Origin of the sequence: Helicobacter hepaticus ATCC 51449 (assembly GCF_000007905.1) — a bacterium.
GTDB classification, from domain to species: Bacteria; Campylobacterota; Campylobacteria; order Campylobacterales; family Helicobacteraceae; genus Helicobacter_C; species Helicobacter_C hepaticus.
The window spans coordinates 1,368,561-1,386,436 of sequence record NC_004917.1 but is presented as its reverse complement, the minus strand read 5'-3'; the positions used below and the strand labels follow the sequence as shown (position 1 = coordinate 1,386,436).

Here is a 17,876-nt window from a genome sequence, read left to right as displayed (position 1 = left end):
ATTTATTAACCCACAAAAAGGCAAGAGATGAGCATAGGTATTAAGATTTATAATCAAGGCATTCGGATACTATCAGGCTTCATACCACTAAAATCGCTTCGCAAGAAGTTTAGAAACCGCTTTTTTAAGCGCATTCCGCTTTATTTTGTTACGCACTCTCTGTATGGCAAACTCTATATGCCCCATTATGAACTTCACCATCCCATTTTATGCCAAGAGCCCGAAATCTATAACGCGCAAGGAGAGAGAATGCGGACATTTTTTGTGCGAAGTTATTTGGACGCTCATTATCCCAATAGTGATTCAAAGTATTTTTTATGGGATAGATTCAATGTCTCATTGCCTGTGCATTTTTACAAACATAGAGCAATCTTAGAAACAATTTTATTTGGGAGCAAGAGAAATTCATCAATTCTTTAATCCAAATGGCATTATCACCTTTACTCCCGATACACCACTAGAGGAAATCTTAAAAATGTGTAATGAAAAGGAATATCTTGCGCGATTAGAGGCGGTGCTGGATAACTATCATAGGGTGTTGCCCTATCAAAATATAAATGACATATTTTATGAGGAATATTTTACCAATAAACCTAAAAGATTCACTGGGATTAGGTAGTGTGAGGAAATCTCAAGCGTATGGAGAAGCCAAAATGTCTTTATAAATCGCCCCTCCCACTTGCGACTTTGCAAAAGCTAGAAAATAGGGATTCCTCACACTTGGCTTATTATACTGCAAAGGTTTCTTACTCTCACAATCTAATATCACACCGCCTGCTTCTTCTAGCACAATGTCCGATGCTGCGCTATCCCATTCGCTCGTGCCATTCAAGCGCGGATAAATATCTGCCTTACCCTCTGCAAGTGCGCAGACTTTAAGCGATGAGCCATACTTTTGCACTTTTAAGTGATATTTTGCGATAAAATCTTGCGTTTCTTTCGTACTATGAAAAAGCGAATCGCAAGCGATAATCTGCTCCTCTTTTGCAATTCTCTCTCCACTTAACCTTTGTTTGTTTTGTTCTAGCCAAGCAGGATTTAGAGTTTTAGAATCTAGTGCGTCTTTTAGCGTTTGAGGTGTATAAGTAAAGCTACCAAAGCCTTTCAACGCAAAATAAAGCTGATAAAATGCAGGAGCATACACGACCCCCAAAATCGGGCGATTCTTGTGGATTAGGGCAATATTAATCGTGAAACCGCCATTTTTTGCCAAAAAATCCTTTGTTCCATCAAGCGGGTCAATTAGCCAATAATATTCTAAATCTTTGCGCTCTTCATATTCTAATACTGCTTCTTCAGAGCATACCTTATAAGGAGAATTTTCTTGCAATTCTTGCGTAATAAACGTATTAGATTCTAAATCCGCCTTTGTAAGTGGCGAAGAATCCGACTTTAACGCAAACTCCTCCAAACCATAATATTTTAATACCAACTCTCCTGCTTTGATTGCAATAATGGCGCTTTGATAGAGTAAAATATTCAAATCATAATCTCCAAATCACTCTTAAAATCAATCTCGCACCAACCACCATTAATCTCCACCGCTTGTGCGCCACCGAATCTATCAATCAAGCCCTGCAAAAAGCTTGTCATATACATATTATCAAAATCTTTGCCATCATACATCGCACCTCTATCCAAGCTATCATAAAACTCTAAAACTTGTGGCAAAAAGTGGTAAGAAAATTTAAAAAGCCCAATATACTGCCCCTCTATCTCCTCATAACTCTTAGGCTTTTTGCCAAGCTCTATGACTTTGCCCTCTCTTATTTTTAATGTCTCTGCGTCCAAAAGAGGGTTTTCAAATCGCTTCTCCCACAATGTGCGCCAATTTTTATCCACCACGATACTTAAAGGCTCTTGTGATTCTATCAATGCGCACACAATCTCTGCGCTATACACAATATCCGCATACGAAATAATCAAATCTTGCTTGTGTGTGATACAAGATTCTATAAACTCCCTTGCACAAAAGAGCGTTTGCACCATATTTGTTTTATTAAATTCAAGATTTTGATAAATATTTTTTATGTTAAATTGTGATTCCACATAGTTTTTTAAAACCGCAAACAAATATCCGCCCACCACTGCAATTTCCTTAATCCCAGCGTCTTTTAAAGCCCCGATTTCATAATCAATGAGCTTTTTGCCGTGATATTCCACCATACACTTTGGATTCTCTTGTGTCAAAGGCATTAGCCTTGAACCAAATCCCGCCGCTAGAATAATTGCTTTCATTATTTTGCTCCTTTTTGTATTAAAAACTTTTCTACTGCGTTATAAAGTTCCTTCACTTTAGAATCTAACTTATCGGCGGTGTTGTTTTGAAGCACATAATGCGCTTTAGGCGTATCATAGGTTAAATCTATGCCTATAACATCTTTTATATCTCCCTTGAGAGCTTGAGAATACAAGGCTTTTTTATCTCGTCTTAATAACTCCTCCATAGAACACTCTACAAAAACTTCAAAATAACGCGCGATATGCGAGCGATTGAAAGCATAAATCTCATCAAAAAGCGAAATGGTTGCGCACACTACGATTAAACCACTCTTTGAGAGAAAAACACATAATTTTGCAATCAATCTTGCGACTTCTAAGCGCTCCTCTTTGCTAAAGCCACTGCGTCCAAAAATCTCTCTAAACTCATCGCCATCTAAAAATATTACATTAGAGTATTTTTGCTCTAAAAGCGTAAAAATTTCTTTGGCAATAGTCGTTTTCCCTGCTCCTGCCAATCCACAAATCCAAATAACTGCGCCTTGTTGCTTTGAACACATTGTGCTTGTTTGTTGATTGTCTTGTTGTGAAGTTTGTTTTGATTGTATGGATTGATTTTGCATAGCTACTCCTTTGATTGAGATTCTACCCCAATTTTCCATTGATTAAATAATATATTTTCTCCCATTTTTGGAGCGCGTTCAATATGCCACATCATCGCAAAAATAGGCTTATGTTTATGTTTGAAAGCCTCTATGCTCCTATCTTCTGCTCTCACCAAAGGCTCTAAGCAATCCCCTAAAGCCCTAATACCATAGTTATGAAAAGAATTGACTTCAAATTTCTCACCACTGCTTATATCTACAACTTGATGATTGCCAATATGCCCCTCTAAAAGCTCCAATTTTGCACCAAAATATTCTGCTATCATCTGCGCACCACGACAGATTCCAAGCAAAGGCAGATTATACCGCAAACAATGCGTGAGTATTTGCGCCTCATATTCATCGCGCATAGAGGAAAGCGGATTAGGATTTAAAGAGTTTAAATCATTCCCGCCGCTTAGAATCACGCCGCCTAAATTTCCCCCTAGAGATTGCGCATAAGTGCTAAAAGGTATCACGTAGCTCAAAGGCAGAGGCAAAAAGCCCTGCAAATGCTCCTTAAAAAACTCGCCCCACTCTACGCTTAAAGCCTCGCGCACCTCGTAATAACTCGTATTTTCTAGCAATCTTTGCGTAATACCAATAAACTTCATAAGACTACAATTTGCCCACTTTCACAATCTAGCTTAATGCGCTTTGCGCTTAGAAATTTGCCAAAGTTTTCCTCGCCTACGCCAATGGCTGCAGGCAATCCAAGCTCACTTGCGCGAATTGCCATATGCGAGTTTGCCCCACCATAGCAGGTAATCAATCCTGCAATATTTTTCGTAAATAAATAATCAAATCCGGGGTCGGCGGATTTAATCAGCACAATTTTGCCCTCTAAATTCGTATCGCTTAAATCGCTAATGAGCGCACTTACAGACTTTTGCGTGATGAAGTTTGGCACAATCTCCGCGCTTAAAAAGCTCACAACCTGCTCTGCATTGGTAAGTAGCACAGGAAGCTTCACGCTCAAAGTCAAGGCGTATTCCTCCTTGTGCCTTTTAATTTCCTCTAAAAATCTTTCCTTTGGATTCTTAGAATACAGCGAGGCATAAAGGTTTAAGATATTTTGAATATCCAAATGCGCCATTTCCTCTTTTGGGATTCCATAATAAACGCCTAGCTCACCAATGAGGCTTAAAGCGCGGGAGAGCAGTTTGGTAAATTCAAACTTCGCATATTCTCTCCCCTCAATCGCTCTTTTCAAAAACTCTAAAAACTCTTTTGCGCTAATCTTTAGCCCGTGTTCGCTTAAAAGCGTATCAAGAGATTGTAGCTTTTTAGCATTAAGCACAAAATTACTTTCATTTGATGTCAAGCCCTCTCTTGCACCCAAATCAAAGTAAGCTCTAAAATCCTCGTCATAGCGCGGACTTAAGATATTATAAGTGCTAGGGCGCAAATGCCCAAATTTGCTTAAAAACTCCTCTTTTGTTTCCTCTGTAAGCGTGGCAACACTTGAGGCTAGCTCCTTGCTCACCGTGTTAAGAGAATTTAAAAACGCCTGTTTTTCCGCCAAGCTAAAAAATCCAATTTCTACAAGAGAATTAAGCATAGAAACCGCCACAAACCCAGCCCTTGCAATCCCTGCAAAAGGCAAAGTTCCATATCTCTTGCAAGATTCCAAAAGCCAATAAATCTTATCCAAAGTCGGCAAGTGCGAATCCTCTAAATCTTTGTAAATTTGCTCTAACTTTGCAATCTTTTTTAAATCCTTGATATACAAGCCTTTTTTGGGATTGATGATAGAATTTGTAAGCTCCAAAAGTGCAAATTCTAGCCTTTTAATCTCATTTTCATTAAAGCCTTTTGAAAGCAGACTTTTTAATTTATGAGGGATATTTAAATCATAGCAAGAAAAGACAATGTTAAACTCTATCTTATCGTGGAAATGCGGGTTTGCCTCCAAAGTATCCAAATAATAATCCACTAATTTACTTGCGATTTTTTTATCCAAAGCTTTGGGAATAAAGGAGTTAAAAGAAAGCCGCACATCAATATAAGGAATGCCCAAAAAGCAGTGCATTAGCGGGTGAGAGCGCAAATTAAGATAACCATAATTATCCCGTTGATACGCCCAAATATTATCCGTGATGATTTCTTTATAAAGGCTTAGGGCTAATCGCTTAGGCTTCAACCCCAAAATCTCGGCAGGATTCCAATCAGGCATTACACCAAAAATTGCGCGTTTGCCATAAATATCTGGCGTTTGCTTTTGCAAAGACACAATGCGCTTTTGTAATCTCTCTAGCGCACTAAATGGCAGGGATTCATAGAGATTGAGTTTATCTTTGACTACAAGCGGACGCACTTGCAGACAATACAAATCCCCGCTAGAATCTATCGCAAATTCCACATCTAAGAATTTATAGTCAAAAAGTGCTTCTAACTCCCTTAGCATTACAATAATAGCTTTTAAAGTGCTATCTTTTGGCAATTCCGCTTCTTTATGGGCAAAAAAGCTTAAGCCTTTGGCACTTCCATCGGTAATTGCGCTATTTGAACCGCTTTTATCCCACTCAATGCAATAATAAGGCGCAAGCGTATCTTTATCCGCGCTCATCGCCACACCGCACATTGCGATATGCTCTAGCATTGGCTGAATCAAAATCTCATCATCAAGCTTTGGCATAGATGCCCCAACTTTGCGCAACGCCTCTAAAATCGCTTGGGATTCCACACTCACATTTGCAAGACTTAAAAACGCTCCTGCATTAGAAGTTTGCGCACTATCCTCACTTTTGGAACTGCTACGAACGATAAGCTTTTCACACGCATTTTCACCGCTGAAGCATTTTTGAATCTCCTCTAATACCCTCGCCTCATTCGCTTCTAACTCTTTAAGAGAAGTGAGCATTAAGGGCAAGACTTTTGCACTCTTTAATATGCCTTGTAAAGCTAGCAAATTACGCGCTTTGGTTTGAAAAGATAATTGCATAATAAACCTTAGATTCTACAAAATAAAGGCGACATTATAGTTTAAACTTACTTCAAGATTCTTTATTTTGCGCTTTTTGCTTATTTAGGGTTATCAACTTAGCCCTTTATGGAATGCCAAAAAGCACACATTTTAAGAAGTGCTTTTAAGATTTAGAGATTTCATCTTTACTCTTGTGTCAAAGCTTCTTTTAAAATTTTTTGCTTTTGGGATTGTAGAGTGGGTAAAAAAGAATCCAAATGCGCAATATGGGATTCTATATTTTCTACCACATTCACGATTTGTTGTTGGGATTTTAGAGGAGGAAATATAATTTTTAAGGCAGCAATTCTCTCAATGGAGGCTCGTAAAGTCCTAGAAAATCCAGCCCTTTCCCCCTCATCTCTTAAAATATAAGCAATAAGTTTTGCCTCTCCTCCATTCACGCGCAATACACCGCAGTGGTCAGTTGGATAAAAAGGAGTATTTTTTGGCATAAAACTCACCAACCAATCTCCATCAATCCCCCAAAGCACACTATCGTTTTCATAATCTTTTAAAATTTCTTTGTCAATCAAGCCAAATATTATTTTAACATTCGCACTATACACAGGAATGTTACCCTTTGGATTGAGTTCGCTATCAAGCACTCTTTTACCAATACTTAAACTAAATTTTGTTTTATCACCTAGTCTTTTTCTCTCCCAACCCTCTTTTGGTGGAATCGGAAGTGTGTTTAAAATATTTTGAAATTCTTTAATGTCAAGGGTTAGAGATTCTTTATTTGTAGCTTCCGTATTTAAACTTTGTAAAAATTCAAAATCAAGCGTGGATTCCAACTCTGCAATATGCGCTAAAATCTGCGCGATAAAAGTATCAATAGAATCTAGGCTACTAAGAGAGGCGTTTATCCCTCCGCACTATTAGTGGATTGCGCAGTATCTGCTTCACAGATTCCACATTTTACTAAAATTGCTTTGATAAGTTTTTGGTATTCCTCAATGCTCATTCGTATGGTGTTATACTGCTTTTCTACTCTCTCACATTCTGCAACGATTTGTTTTTGAATGTCTAGGGGTGGGAGCGGGATTTTAATTTGTTCAATATCTTTTGGATAAACGTGTGGTTGTGCAGCTCCTCTAGCCAATCTATAAATATCTTTTTGAATAAATTGTAAAACATAATAAATAAATTTTATATCAAGTTTTGAGTCTGAATTAATAGTAGTGCAATCTGAAGCGAAAATTTCCTCATTCCAATAATTAACAAATCCAGCATTTGCTCCAGAAGCACTAATTGTAATTGTGTCTTTTGGGCGATTTGATGTGTCGTGTAAATAAGCATAATCAATCCCTCCAGCGACAACTTTTATATTGCCTAGTCTTACCTGTTTTTGTGTGATAGATTTTCCTTTTGCAATGGTGAGGTTAGGCAATGCCCCCAGCCTCACCAACTCATACTTACAATTTTCAAAAGGATTGCTAAAGATTGTTAGATTTTTAGGATTCAAACTAATTGCCTTGCTAAACTCCACCCTAGAAAAATCCAGCAAATCCTTACATTGTGTGCTAAAAAGTGTGTAACTATCTTGCTCATTGCTTTGTAAAGATTCCAAAAGGTTATCAAAGTCTAAGGCATTGCTAGAATCCTGCCCCATAAAGCTTTTGAGTGCATAAGCTAGTTTGGTGCTGTCCTCTTTATTGGTAGGATTATAAAGCGGGGTTTGGATAAATTTCACAGAGTTAATGTTCCTTAAGACTTCTTTTTGCTTTTTCTCCTCATCGCTATCCTCATCACTTTCTTTTAACTCAGAATCTAAGGGCTTATTTGTAATGTATTTTATTCCCTCATCACCCTTACGATTGCTCCAATCATAGCCTAGAAATTTAACAATATTTGCCTTGTTGCTTTTGCCCTCTTTGTTTTTATCGCTTGGGCTTTTTAGGATTAGGACTTTTTCATCTTTAATATAAGCAAAATAAAGCATTTTCTCGCATTCTAAAGCTTTGATTTGATTTAAGAAATTTTGAAAGTGTAAGTTTGCTTCTGCCTTTTTGTATTCATCACTTTTTAGAAATTCGCTATATTGCTTTTTATATGTTTTAGAATCTAAATCTTTTTCAAAAAGACTAGATTTTTCAAACAGGGCTTTTTTGTCGCTTTCATTAAACTTTTGTTTTTTAAATATTTTAGGCTTTGAAGATTCATAATCTGCAAAATATTCTTTAAATACATTTGAACCTTTAAGATTCTCGCCCAAAACCGCTTCACGCATAAATTTGCTAAAACTTCCATAATCATAGCCCATAAAGTCGCAGTAATCTTGCAAAAAGTTTTTATCGTTAAAATCATCACTTAAAGCTTCATCGCTAAAATTAGAATCTTTAAGCCTAGAAATCAAATCTTCATCGTATTTTTTCACCCTTTTTGCAAATAAAATAATCGTTTGCGTACCCGTGCTACCAAAAGTGCGTGAGTTTAACTCTACAAGGCATAAAAACTTAAAATGCGCTAATAAAAGTTCCCTTGTTTTTTCATAAATTCCACCTTTTTGCAAGATAGACACAGGCAAAACAAGAGCAAAAATTCCACCCTCTTTTAAAAATTGCTTTGCCCTTTCTACAAAAAAGCATTCTATGGCATTGTTTTTGTCATAGCTTTTAGAGTCTATGCTTTGACTTAAGCTAAAGGTATTTAAGGCTTTGTCTAGGTTACTTAAAAAGCCTTTTACGGAATAGGGTGGATTTGAGAGTATCAAATCAAAGCTTTCATTTTCAAACTCATCTTTATAATTTTCTTTGATGAAATCTAAGGCGTCTTGGAAAATGATTTGCGATTTGCTCTTGGGATTATGAAAGATACAAGCGGTTTTTGCGACTTTACTTAAATCTTTATTCTTTTCTATACCATAAAGCTTGGCATTTTTATTATGTGCGATAAATTCTGTTAAAAAATGTCCTGCCCCACAAGCAAAATCTAGAATCTTGGCATTGTTGCTTAAGGTTGGCAAGGAATTAATAATAAAATTTGTAATTGGCGTAGGGGTGAAAAATCTCCCCTCTGTTTGATGCACAGCACGATTTAAAAAGCCCTCAAACAAATCGCCTAAGAATTGATTGTTTTCGCTTTCGCTAATGTAAAAATCTTGGATTAAATTTGTGATTTGCACCAAAACCTTAAAATTAATAAAAAATTCCTCCTCGTTTTCTACTTCAATGAAATTAAATTTTTTGATATTAAAGTATTTTTGCTTATCAAAGATTTTTTCAATGCTTTCTTTAAATTTGCCTTTGTGTCTTTTTGCGGATTCAAAAAGATAGTCAATTTCACTTTTTTGAACATTGACAACTTTCTTTTTAAAAAGTGTTTCGATACCCTTTTCATAGAGGTTTAAAAGTCTATCGCAGTAGCTAAAGGGATTATCATAAAAGATTCCTTTGTAGTAAAACTGCAAATCTTGGGGGTTTTGTATCTCATCAATGATTTTACATAAAAACAAATCTACAAGGATATAAAAGGTGTTTTCATAGTTTCCTATGGCATTGTTGCGTAAAATAGTCGCAAAGTTGTGATAAATACCGCTAATTTCACTATAAGGCACAACTGATAAGTCTTTTAAAGTATATTTTTCTTTGCCTATTTTATAGGGCAAAATATCCTCTTCAAATAAGCCCTTGCTCGTATATGCTAAAGAATAGCTTTCATTCCATACTTTGTAATAACCCTTTGCATTTGCGTTTTTAGAATCCCCAAAACCTAACTTTTTATCCTCCTCTTTTAAATCTGCGTTAATAATCTCTAAATGCTTTTGATTGTCCTTTGTAGTGATGATATGGCTAGTATAAATAAGGCTTTTTAGGTTTGGTTCATAATCAAAAGCAAGTAAGCATAGGAAATCTGTTTTATTCACTGCATAGTAGCTAAAAAGCTGTCCGCCATTTTTTAGCATAAGATTCCATTCCTTGCTAAATTCTGCACCATAAGTTTTGTTTTCTATCAAAATAAGATTTTCAAATTGCTGATTTAGCACTAAAATATCACCATAAACGTGTTGATTATGCCCAACTTTAAAGGTAGGTTCTAGGATAATATGCTTTGGCTCATAACCTTTGCTTAAAAGCTTGTCAATAGCAACGAGGCAAACAAAATTCTCATTGGAGCTAAAATTTGTTGTAGTGTTTCTGTGGATAATAAAACCTGTGCTTTGCTTATCGATGCTTGGATACTCGCCCTCGTTAAAACGAGAATCTAGCGGAGCATAGGTAATTTCTCTCTTACTAAAATCTACTTTAATAAAAATATCTGCATTATTTGTATAGGTTTTTTTGAATATTGTATTTTTGTCATTTGCAGTAAATCCTAAATAGACTAAAACTTCTTGCAGATTCTCTTTTGTTATCATTAATCTTCCAACTAAATTTTGATATAAATAAGGTGCGATTATACCAAATTTTTCCCAATAGCTCGTTCAAGAAAACGCACCTAGAATAGCATTTAGCTCATCTCCTCGCACATTGCTAAAAACTCCTGATAATACTTCCAAGATTCTATATACCTCTTTAAAGCTATTTGCCTTACTCGCATTCCTTGCAGTATTTTTTGACAATGCGTTCAACTTCGGCTTGGTATTCTTCTAGTCTATATATAATCATACAATGCGCAAAACGAAAGGTATTCATTGCATTAGGCAAGTAGTTATAGTTATCATCAAAATATTTTTGCAAATCTAACCTGCCTTGAGCTACATCTTTGCGTAGCCCAAAAATTTTATCTTTCTCCATAGGTTTAAACAAATTTTCTTTATCATATTGTAAGCAATATTGTAATCCCCATTCGGCTAGAATAGAGGATTGTGTGGCATTTGTTACTGCGAGAGCTTCGCCAAATGGAGGTCCTGCATATACTATTGTATATGCCATAATCAAATATTGCAAAACAAACTTTTTCATACAACCCCTTTAATCAATTAAATCCCAAAAGTATAAATCTTTAACAATATAATTTGTTTCTTTCAAAAAATTATAATAACCAAAATCCATATCCACAAAATCATTCCCATTCCATAAAGTAGTATGTCGTAGCCCACTTGTGCCAATCATTGCGATAATACTTTTTCTTTGAATGAGAGCAATCATTTACTCGCATTCCTTGCAGTATTTTTTGACAATGCGTTTGACTTCGGCTTGGTAGTCTTTGGAATCGTAAAGAGATAAGCATTTTTGCAAAAGTGGAGGGGATTCTAATATTTCTTTAAGCCTTTCTTCAGTGAGAACCGATTTGATTGCTTCTATTGATTTTTTTTTATAATCTACGATATAGTTTTCAACTTCTTCTTTCATCTTTTCTCCATTGTTTGTTATAATACATCGCTTATCGTGCAACCAATCCCTCTTTTCTATCAGTCTTAAGTTATCTCGTAAGGAATCCATTTCCCTCTCTTTTCTTTTAGAATCTAAATCATAATATTCTAAGCACACACCAAAGCCATAGTTTTTCATTGTTTTTACCATAGTAGTCTTAGCATAAATCATAGCTTCAGAAAACCGCTTGCTTCTAAGATATGATGCGCTGCTCTTATCATCATAATCTAAGCATTCCTCTGCATTAAGAAAAATTCCAAACAAAACCAATAAGACAAAATACTTCATATCAACCTCCTTTTATTTAAGCTCCCAAAAACATAATTCTCTAACAAACACATAGTTCCTCTCATCATTTAAATAATTGGTATCGTCTAAAAATTCGCTTCCATTCCATAGGGTAGTATGCCCTCCAGCATTACTCCAAGCGTCAATATCCATTGTTATAATACCTTTAATACCCAAAGATTGCAAAGTATAGAAAAAATTTAAATTGTCTTTGCGTATCTGTTTTACTCTTTCTTTATTAAGAACATTTCCATATTTATCTATCAATAATTCGGATGGTTCTTTTTTATAGTCATAAAATACTTTATAAAAGTCTTTATTGTTTGTTTGAGAATAAGGTTTCAATCCTTTCTCTTTCCAATTTTCAAGCAATAAGTTTTTAATCCCAGAAACTCCTGTATAATAATAGTATCCATCTTTCCCTTTCCACTTTGTGCCACTTGTCAGCTTTAATCTATATCATCTATTTTTATTTCGCTATTATTAAATGCAAAACTTACTTTTGTAGCACAAGTATTTCTATATGTATTGACATTTTCTCCTAGCAAAGCCTTACTCTCTGCTTCTATACGAGCTTCGTTGAGCTTACCCCCAATATGTTCAAATACATATTTAGCTATAAGTTTTGAAGTCTCTACATCATCTAGCCCGTCTTCTTTAGCTTGTTCTTCTGCTTCCTCGGCGATTTGATGTATTATCTTATAACCTTGCTCCATACAACACCAACTCGGTCTTTGAATCTTGATTGTTGCCTCTTTGTCTCCACATTTTACCTTGCATATGTTTGACATCATTGCTCCTTTTATGATTCGTTAAAGATATTGAGAATTATGGCTTGATTATCTCTTATGGTTGCTGAAATTTGAAAGGTTTTTTCTTGAAATTCTAATGTCAAATCCACTTCCTCCCCCTCACTATATCCTTGTGTTTTAATATGCAAATTTATATCTTGTGAATGTCTTGAGATGTCCTTAAGTTTTATTTTATCCTCTCCATAAGAAAAATAGATTTCTGTGATTTGTTTTTCTGTCTCTTTTGTGGAATCCTTATGTGAGTTTATATTGTGATGGGATTCCATAGTGCTTTGTGTATTTAGCCTTGCATTTTCACTTTGTTTAGCCTCTCCCTCCCTTGCTTTATTCCCTTTCTCATTTAAATACACAAGATTATGAGGCGTTTTATTTTGTAATGCAAGAGGAAAGCCTTTATCTGTAAGGATTGTTGGAATCTGACTTTGCAAAATTACTCCACTGCCATTTACCTCTAAGATTAAAGAAATTGCATTCGGTGGGATAGTAGAAACTTGTGTGCAAGGAGTAGGAATCCCTGCGGTTGTTTTCGTGCAACCTATGATAGGAGAATGAAGTAAATCTGATTCTGTAATCACTCCTACACCCTCTACTTCAAGCAAATTTCCACAAAGACTTTTTAATTGAACGATTCCTTTATGAGGGCAAGTGAGTATATCAGATTCTAAAAGAGGATTTGTCTCATTCATAAAGAATCCTTGACAAAATAGAGTTGCAAGAGTTGCATTTGTTAAATTGTGGTGGAATCTTAGCTAAAAGTTGCTTAATAAGAGGTGGTGGAATCTTAGCTCATCTCCTCGCACATTGCTAAAAACTCCTGATAATACTTCCAAGATTCTATTATGTCGGGACGCACAGAAGCTAGAAATGTGAGATGTTTTTCAAAGACTGCTTTAGCTTCAAGACATAAATCTTTGTGAGATTTGAGATATTCTAAAATGTCTTTTTCGGTGAGTTTTTTAGCATTCTTCATCTCTTTTTGCTTTTCTAAGAGTGGGATAATCTCTAACAATCTCTTTTTAACCAACCCTAAGAGATTTTCATTCTCAAAAAGAATTGCCCAATCTTTTGAATGAATGCAAAGAATAATTCTGTCATAAAAGCAAGTTTGCCCAAAAAGAGAAAAAGTAATATCTTTATAATTTGCATTCTCCTCCAAAGCCTGTTTATGATAGCTCGAGCATCTTTGAGAATTATAATCAAAGATATATTTTCTCTTATCCATACAAAATACCCTATCCATTAGAGTAATGGCAATCACTTGATTGTGGCTTTTAAACTCCAAAGTAAGGGGCAAAATCGTTTGATACTCCGATATACCCATTGCAAATATCTCTTTATCTTCGGGCTTTGGCGGAGGGAAATGAAGCTGCTTAGCTAGAGTGTGGATTGTCTCAAATGCCCTATCACCTACTATTTCAGCCATATCAAGTATTATACTCTCCTTAAAATTGACTAGAAAATCCCAAAGCTGCGTATCGTGGAAACAATAATAAATGTCTTTAATAAAATACTCCATTAAATGCGCAAAAGTATCCGTCTCTGCAATTCTTAAATCCTCTTTATCTCCCTTGCCTCTATTTTGCAAAAAATGCAATAAATCCTCTGGATTGACAAGCTTTTTCATCTCTACATATACTTCTCTGCAAGGAGTTAAAGAACAAGCACTCTTTAATGCACTAATTGGGTCTCGGACAAGGTAAATAGAGGGAGTATTGGGAATAAGCGCGCAGAGTTTTTCTCCATTTTCTTTTTTATTATGCGGTATATAGTTTCTTAATGCAATGTAGCTAAAATAATCTTGCAAATCTGTATGCTCCATAATTAAAGTAAATAATGTAATATACGCTGCTTTTGCCCTATCCTCTACATCTACATCGCCTTGATAATAAGATAAGCCCCCGCATCTTTGGATAAGATTCTCTAATCCTGTGTTACCTGTGGCGTGGCTACCAAAATAGAGGAACTGATAATAAGGCGGCAAAGGAATATTTAACTTCCACGCAAATTCGGGGGGAATGTCTGTGTAATCTATTTCTTTAGGATTAAGCAGCGGAGGATAAGTATATAATGGGGGGGGGGGCAGAATATAAGTCTTTTTAAATTCCTTAGATTCTAACCACTGCTTTACATTGTCGTATTCTTTAGCAAAATACGAAAGAAATGAAAAATCAGCAACACAAATATTATATCTCCTTAAAGCTCGGTAAATCTCATACGCGCGGGGTTTATCAAGGCAATAGAGGGTAAGAAGCATTAGTAGTTTTTGAAGCAGTGCGTAAATTCCGCCTTTATGTGCCTTTTTATCTGCCACATATCTTAAGGCATTTAATACGCCACTTTGCTTTAAAATCTCAAATGTCTTGCTCTTGCTCATTTTGCCTCCTTGGATTTCACCCTACTTCATCATACTTTCTTTACCCTACTTTTCTTGCACTCCAGCAACGCGTAGTGTATTTGATGTCAAATTCTTGCGGGAGAACTTCTCGCATTTTTGCAGTGATTTTATCAAAAATCTCTTGCCCTTCTTTGGTCTCTAAATCCCAATAAGGATTTTTCACACTCTGCCACGCTAAGATATAGTTTTCCAAACTTTGGTGAAAGTAAAAATCCTCTTCAATGTAAATAATATTATCAAAAAACTCTTTATGTGCCTCAATAATTGGGCGTTGGTCTTCGCGTCTCACACCTCTTGTGTAGTTTGGCACGATGGAGAGAATCGCATTTTCTGCCTTTTGCTGAATGGGGTCGTTTAAGTCTCTATGATTCCACATACACGAAAAGTATCCATTGCCTTTAAGCAGTCTATGGGCTTCTTTTAACGCCTCTGTCCTATCCATTACATTAAAGCTACTGCCAAAGGTTACCCAATCAAAACTCCCGCTTTGTAATGTAGAATCCACGCCCGTAGCCCTTACCCATTCAATTTTTGCGCCTTTTGTGCGCTCAATGCCGATTTCACGCATTGCGTCATTTGGCTCTACACTCACCACTTCACAACCTCTCTCTAAAAGCATAATGCTTAGATTTCCTGTCCCTGCGCCAATATCTGCGACTTTCAAATTGCCCGCTTTTTCTCCGCTAGCCAAAGTGATAAGCATATCAATCGTTTTGGGTGCGTAATTCGGGCGGTAGCTGTAATATTTCGCGTGTTTGGTGTAATCCCAAACTTGTTCTACTATTCTTGTCTTATTCTCTTGCATTGTTGTTTCCTTATTATGTTGCCCAATGCAAAAGAAAAAGAATAGAGAATTACGCCCTAGAGCCTCCTTTGCTGGACTTTCTAGCCGTCCAAGCACGAATTTTATAAGGAATCTCTAAAGTTTGTAATCCTAAGATTTTGGATTCTATCATTTCCAAAATCTTTTTCCATCTTTGCTCCCCTGCTTGGGCTTGTATATCATTTACAGAATGCCATGCTCCAAGATAACGCGCCTTGTCCATTATCTCTATATAATCGCACTCCATAAAAAAGCAGTCTGTAAAATCCCCAGTGGAGATGAGGATTTCCTCCCATTTTTTGACATTTTGTGTCCCGCTGCTCACTCTAGCAAGCTCTGGAACAATATTCTTAATCTCTTGTTCAATTTCATAGAATACTGAACCCTCTAGGATATTTCTAGGATTCCATATAGCAGTGAAATACCCCCCCCCCGCAGAAGTATTGTGGGTAGAAGTATGGGCAGAGCCATTTTGAGCCGCAGAATTTTTTAAGATTCTCGCAAACTCGGGCAAAGATTTCTTAGGGTCAGTCCAATGGAAGCTACTTGCCATAATCACCCAATCCGCGATTCCACTTTGCACGCCTGTTTCCTCGCCACTTCCTTTTTGCCATTTGATATTTGTGTCTTTGGTATAGGCGATGCCCTCTTCTCTCATCTCATCATTTGGCTCTACGGCTAAGACTTGCATTCCAAACTCACTTAGCATTTTGGTAAGCTTGCCTGTCCCTGCGCCCACTTCTACGATTTGCAAATCTTTGAGATTTTTTTGCTCATCATTGATACAAGCAATCAGCTTTTCTAACAACATCGGGCTATATGCCGGACGATTATGATAATGCTTCGCCACTTGTGTAAAATCACCTTGTTTCATTATTTAAGTCTCCTTGAAATATTTATTTCTCATTAACGATTAAAATGAAAGTATAACAAAATATTGATAACTTTATTTACCTAAGATATTTCCTCGCACATTGCTAAAAACTCCTGATAATACTTCCAAGATTCTATAATATCTGGACGCACAGAAGCTAGAAATGTGAGATGTTTTTCAAAGACTGCTTTAGCTTCAAGACATAAATCTTTGTGAGATTTGAGATATTCTAAAATGTCTTTTTCGGTAAATCTCTTTGTCTCTTCAATTTTCCTTTGCTCCTCTAGGCGTGGAATAAATGTAAGTAAATATGCTTTTATTTCATCACAAACTTTTTTATTTTCTTTTAGAATCTCAAAGTCTTTTTTCTCAATACATACAATAATACGCTCATAAAAATTATCTTGATTAAAAAGAAATTGTGTGATGTCTTGATAATGCTCAAAAGCATTTTTATGCTCAACAAACTGACCTAATTCTATATAAAATCTGCAATCTGAACAATAAACATTGTCCAAAAGGTAAATATGTATATTCTTATAAGCAAACTTTATGGGCAACACTCCCTCATATAAACCAGCCTTTATTCCAAATTTCTCCTTATCACTAGGTTTTGGGGCAGGAAAAGAAAATGCTTTTGCTAGAGTATTCATTGTTTCAAAGGCTCTCTTACCTACAATTTCAGACATATCAATACATATAATATCTTCATCTGCAATATTAATAAGGGCTTTTCTTAAGTCTGTGTCGTGGAAAGTCGCATCATATTGATTTAGCCGAAATGCACTTGTTCGTAGTGTAGGATATTTGGTGTATTCCCAAATAAGATGTTTTCCATCAAAATGCCAATCTATATATCGTATAAGCTCCTCAAAAATCTCACTAGGACTAAGGGCAAGTTCAAATACTTGCGTAAAACTAGGACGACCATGATATGAGGTATAGCTCTTAAGCATACCTATAGGGTCTCGAACGAGACAAAGTGCATTAGTTTTGGGGATAAGGGCATAAAGCTTATCTTTATATTTATCATTAAACATATATTCTCGAACAGACAAATAGCCAAAATATAACGGGGGGGGGGGCATAGTATAATGGTAATTTCTCATAATTTGTTTAAAATAACAAAAATAAGATTCTTTCGCCCAAGATTCGCCATTGAGCAAAGGTGGTTGCACACAATAATTCAATCCCCCACATCTCCTCAAAAAACTTTCCAATCCTCTATTACCAGTTGCGTGGCTACCAAAAAACACGAACTGATAATAAGGTGGTAAAGGCAAATTAAGATCCCACGCAACTTCGGCAGGAATCTTTGTGTAATCTAATTTTTTGGGATTAAGCAATGGAGGATATGGGTGATTAGCATATTTTTCTAAGAATGATTGAGAGGTAAGCCATAGTTTGATATTATCATACTCTTTGGCAATCAAATCCAAACTTGCTTTACATTCAATTAAAATATTATATTTTCTTAAGAAAAAAAAACTTAAGTTACATTTTGCTTTATTTACAAGAATAAACATCTTTAAAATTT

Annotated in this window: 20 protein-coding genes; 2 read left to right on the top strand and 18 right to left on the bottom strand. The window is 35.9% G+C overall.

The window, feature by feature from the left end; genetic code table 11:
• The first annotated feature begins 27 nt into the window (after window positions 1–27).
• Together HH_RS06990 and HH_RS09455 are read left to right on the top strand one after the other, a co-directional pair.
• Window positions 28–420, top strand: coding sequence for a hypothetical protein (locus tag HH_RS06990; RefSeq protein WP_011116281.1), 393 nt, complete (start codon window positions 28–30; stop codon window positions 418–420).
• The gene (locus HH_RS09455) at window positions 389–619 is read left to right on the top strand and encodes a hypothetical protein (RefSeq protein ID WP_148141025.1); all 231 of its coding nucleotides are present in this window, start codon (window positions 389–391) and stop codon (window positions 617–619) included. Before HH_RS06990 ends, HH_RS09455 begins: the two co-directional genes overlap by 32 nt.
• 12 nt (window positions 620–631) lie before the next feature.
• Here the strand turns inward: HH_RS09455 and HH_RS06985 are convergent, their stop codons facing one another.
• From HH_RS06985 to HH_RS06905, 18 genes are all read right to left on the bottom strand, one after another.
• Complete coding sequence (locus HH_RS06985) at window positions 632–1,483, bottom strand: 3'(2'),5'-bisphosphate nucleotidase CysQ family protein (RefSeq protein WP_148141024.1); 852 nt, start codon at window positions 1,481–1,483, stop codon at window positions 632–634.
• Window positions 1,480–2,238, bottom strand: coding sequence for a sugar phosphate nucleotidyltransferase (locus HH_RS06980; protein ID WP_011116279.1), 759 nt, complete (start codon window positions 2,236–2,238; stop codon window positions 1,480–1,482). The genes HH_RS06985 and HH_RS06980 overlap by 4 nt, the downstream gene beginning before the upstream one ends.
• Window positions 2,238–2,843 (bottom strand): adenylyl-sulfate kinase, encoded by a 606-nt coding sequence (locus tag HH_RS06975; protein ID WP_011116278.1) that lies wholly within the window; start codon window positions 2,841–2,843, stop codon window positions 2,238–2,240. Before HH_RS06975 ends, HH_RS06980 begins: the two co-directional genes overlap by 1 nt.
• Before the next feature lie 2 nt (window positions 2,844–2,845).
• Window positions 2,846–3,478 carry a gamma-glutamyl-CDP-amidate hydrolase gene (locus HH_RS06970; RefSeq protein WP_011116277.1) on the bottom strand — a complete coding sequence of 211 codons (633 nt, stop codon included), beginning with the start codon at window positions 3,476–3,478 and terminating at the stop codon, window positions 2,846–2,848.
• Entirely contained in the window at window positions 3,475–5,811 is a 2,337-nt protein-coding gene (locus HH_RS06965) for a PEP-utilizing enzyme (protein ID WP_226989514.1), read from the bottom strand. Before HH_RS06965 ends, HH_RS06970 begins: the two co-directional genes overlap by 4 nt.
• Window positions 5,812–5,975: 164 nt before the next feature.
• On the bottom strand, window positions 5,976–6,626 hold the full coding sequence (locus HH_RS06960) for a restriction endonuclease subunit S (protein WP_011116275.1): 651 nt from the start codon (window positions 6,624–6,626) through the stop codon (window positions 5,976–5,978).
• A 68-nt stretch (window positions 6,627–6,694) separates the two neighbouring features.
• Window positions 6,695–10,189, bottom strand: coding sequence for an N-6 DNA methylase (locus HH_RS06955; protein WP_011116274.1), 3,495 nt, complete (start codon window positions 10,187–10,189; stop codon window positions 6,695–6,697).
• A gap of 92 nt (window positions 10,190–10,281) precedes the next feature.
• On the bottom strand, window positions 10,282–10,371 hold the full coding sequence (locus HH_RS09900; RefSeq protein WP_148141022.1) for a DUF2972 domain-containing protein: 90 nt from the start codon (window positions 10,369–10,371) through the stop codon (window positions 10,282–10,284).
• Window positions 10,362–10,736 (bottom strand): hypothetical protein, encoded by a 375-nt coding sequence (locus HH_RS06950; protein WP_041309120.1) that lies wholly within the window; start codon window positions 10,734–10,736, stop codon window positions 10,362–10,364. Before HH_RS06950 ends, HH_RS09900 begins: the two co-directional genes overlap by 10 nt.
• A gap of 9 nt (window positions 10,737–10,745) precedes the next feature.
• On the bottom strand, window positions 10,746–10,922 hold the full coding sequence (locus HH_RS09570; RefSeq protein WP_011116273.1) for a hypothetical protein: 177 nt from the start codon (window positions 10,920–10,922) through the stop codon (window positions 10,746–10,748).
• Window positions 10,923–11,435 carry a hypothetical protein gene (locus HH_RS06945; protein ID WP_011116272.1) on the bottom strand — a complete coding sequence of 171 codons (513 nt, stop codon included), beginning with the start codon at window positions 11,433–11,435 and terminating at the stop codon, window positions 10,923–10,925.
• Window positions 11,436–11,447: 12 nt separating this feature from the next.
• Window positions 11,448–11,882 (bottom strand): T6SS effector amidase Tae4 family protein, encoded by a 435-nt coding sequence (locus HH_RS06940; protein ID WP_083750352.1) that lies wholly within the window; start codon window positions 11,880–11,882, stop codon window positions 11,448–11,450.
• A gap of 2 nt (window positions 11,883–11,884) precedes the next feature.
• Window positions 11,885–12,226, bottom strand: coding sequence for a hypothetical protein (locus HH_RS06935; RefSeq protein ID WP_011116270.1), 342 nt, complete (start codon window positions 12,224–12,226; stop codon window positions 11,885–11,887).
• 11 nt (window positions 12,227–12,237) lie between these two features.
• The gene (locus tag HH_RS09645) at window positions 12,238–12,933 is read right to left on the bottom strand and encodes a hypothetical protein (RefSeq protein ID WP_011116269.1); all 696 of its coding nucleotides are present in this window, start codon (window positions 12,931–12,933) and stop codon (window positions 12,238–12,240) included.
• Between the two features lie 95 nt (window positions 12,934–13,028).
• Complete coding sequence (locus tag HH_RS06920; protein WP_011116268.1) at window positions 13,029–14,621, bottom strand: DUF2972 domain-containing protein; 1,593 nt, start codon at window positions 14,619–14,621, stop codon at window positions 13,029–13,031.
• Window positions 14,622–14,661: 40 nt separating this feature from the next.
• A complete protein-coding gene (locus HH_RS06915; protein WP_011116267.1) occupies window positions 14,662–15,447 on the bottom strand; it encodes a class I SAM-dependent methyltransferase in 786 nt (261 codons plus the stop codon).
• Window positions 15,448–15,496: 49 nt separating this feature from the next.
• Window positions 15,497–16,339, bottom strand: a complete 843-nt coding sequence (locus tag HH_RS06910) for a class I SAM-dependent methyltransferase (RefSeq protein WP_011116266.1) — start codon at window positions 16,337–16,339, stop codon at window positions 15,497–15,499.
• An 80-nt stretch (window positions 16,340–16,419) separates the two neighbouring features.
• Window positions 16,420–17,778 (bottom strand): DUF2972 domain-containing protein, encoded by a 1,359-nt coding sequence (locus HH_RS06905; RefSeq protein ID WP_158295434.1) that lies wholly within the window; start codon window positions 17,776–17,778, stop codon window positions 16,420–16,422.
• Window positions 17,779–17,876: the final 98 nt, after the last annotated feature.

Bases quoted from the DNA above. Each gene is read 5' to 3' on its own strand.
- HH_RS06990 (WP_011116281.1), top strand. From the start codon at position 28: ATGAGCATAGGTATTAAGATTTATAATCAAGGCATTCGGATACTATCA.
- HH_RS06980 (WP_011116279.1), bottom strand. From the start codon at position 2,238: ATGAAAGCAATTATTCTAGCGGCGGGATTTGGTTCAAGGCTAATGCCT.
- HH_RS06975 (WP_011116278.1), bottom strand. From the start codon at position 2,843: ATGCAAAATCAATCCATACAATCAAAACAAACTTCACAACAAGACAAT.
- HH_RS06970 (WP_011116277.1), bottom strand. From the start codon at position 3,478: ATGAAGTTTATTGGTATTACGCAAAGATTGCTAGAAAATACGAGTTAT.
- HH_RS06955 (WP_011116274.1), bottom strand. From the start codon at position 10,189: ATGATAACAAAAGAGAATCTGCAAGAAGTTTTAGTCTATTTAGGATTT.
- HH_RS09900 (WP_148141022.1), bottom strand. From the start codon at position 10,371: ATGCGAGTAAGGCAAATAGCTTTAAAGAGGTATATAGAATCTTGGAAG.
- HH_RS06950 (WP_041309120.1), bottom strand. From the start codon at position 10,736: ATGAAAAAGTTTGTTTTGCAATATTTGATTATGGCATATACAATAGTA.
- HH_RS09570 (WP_011116273.1), bottom strand. From the start codon at position 10,922: ATGATTGCTCTCATTCAAAGAAAAAGTATTATCGCAATGATTGGCACA.
- HH_RS06945 (WP_011116272.1), bottom strand. From the start codon at position 11,435: ATGAAGTATTTTGTCTTATTGGTTTTGTTTGGAATTTTTCTTAATGCA.
- HH_RS06935 (WP_011116270.1), bottom strand. From the start codon at position 12,226: ATGTCAAACATATGCAAGGTAAAATGTGGAGACAAAGAGGCAACAATC.
- HH_RS09645 (WP_011116269.1), bottom strand. From the start codon at position 12,933: ATGAATGAGACAAATCCTCTTTTAGAATCTGATATACTCACTTGCCCT.
- HH_RS06920 (WP_011116268.1), bottom strand. From the start codon at position 14,621: ATGAGCAAGAGCAAGACATTTGAGATTTTAAAGCAAAGTGGCGTATTA.
- HH_RS06915 (WP_011116267.1), bottom strand. From the start codon at position 15,447: ATGCAAGAGAATAAGACAAGAATAGTAGAACAAGTTTGGGATTACACC.
- HH_RS06910 (WP_011116266.1), bottom strand. From the start codon at position 16,339: ATGAAACAAGGTGATTTTACACAAGTGGCGAAGCATTATCATAATCGT.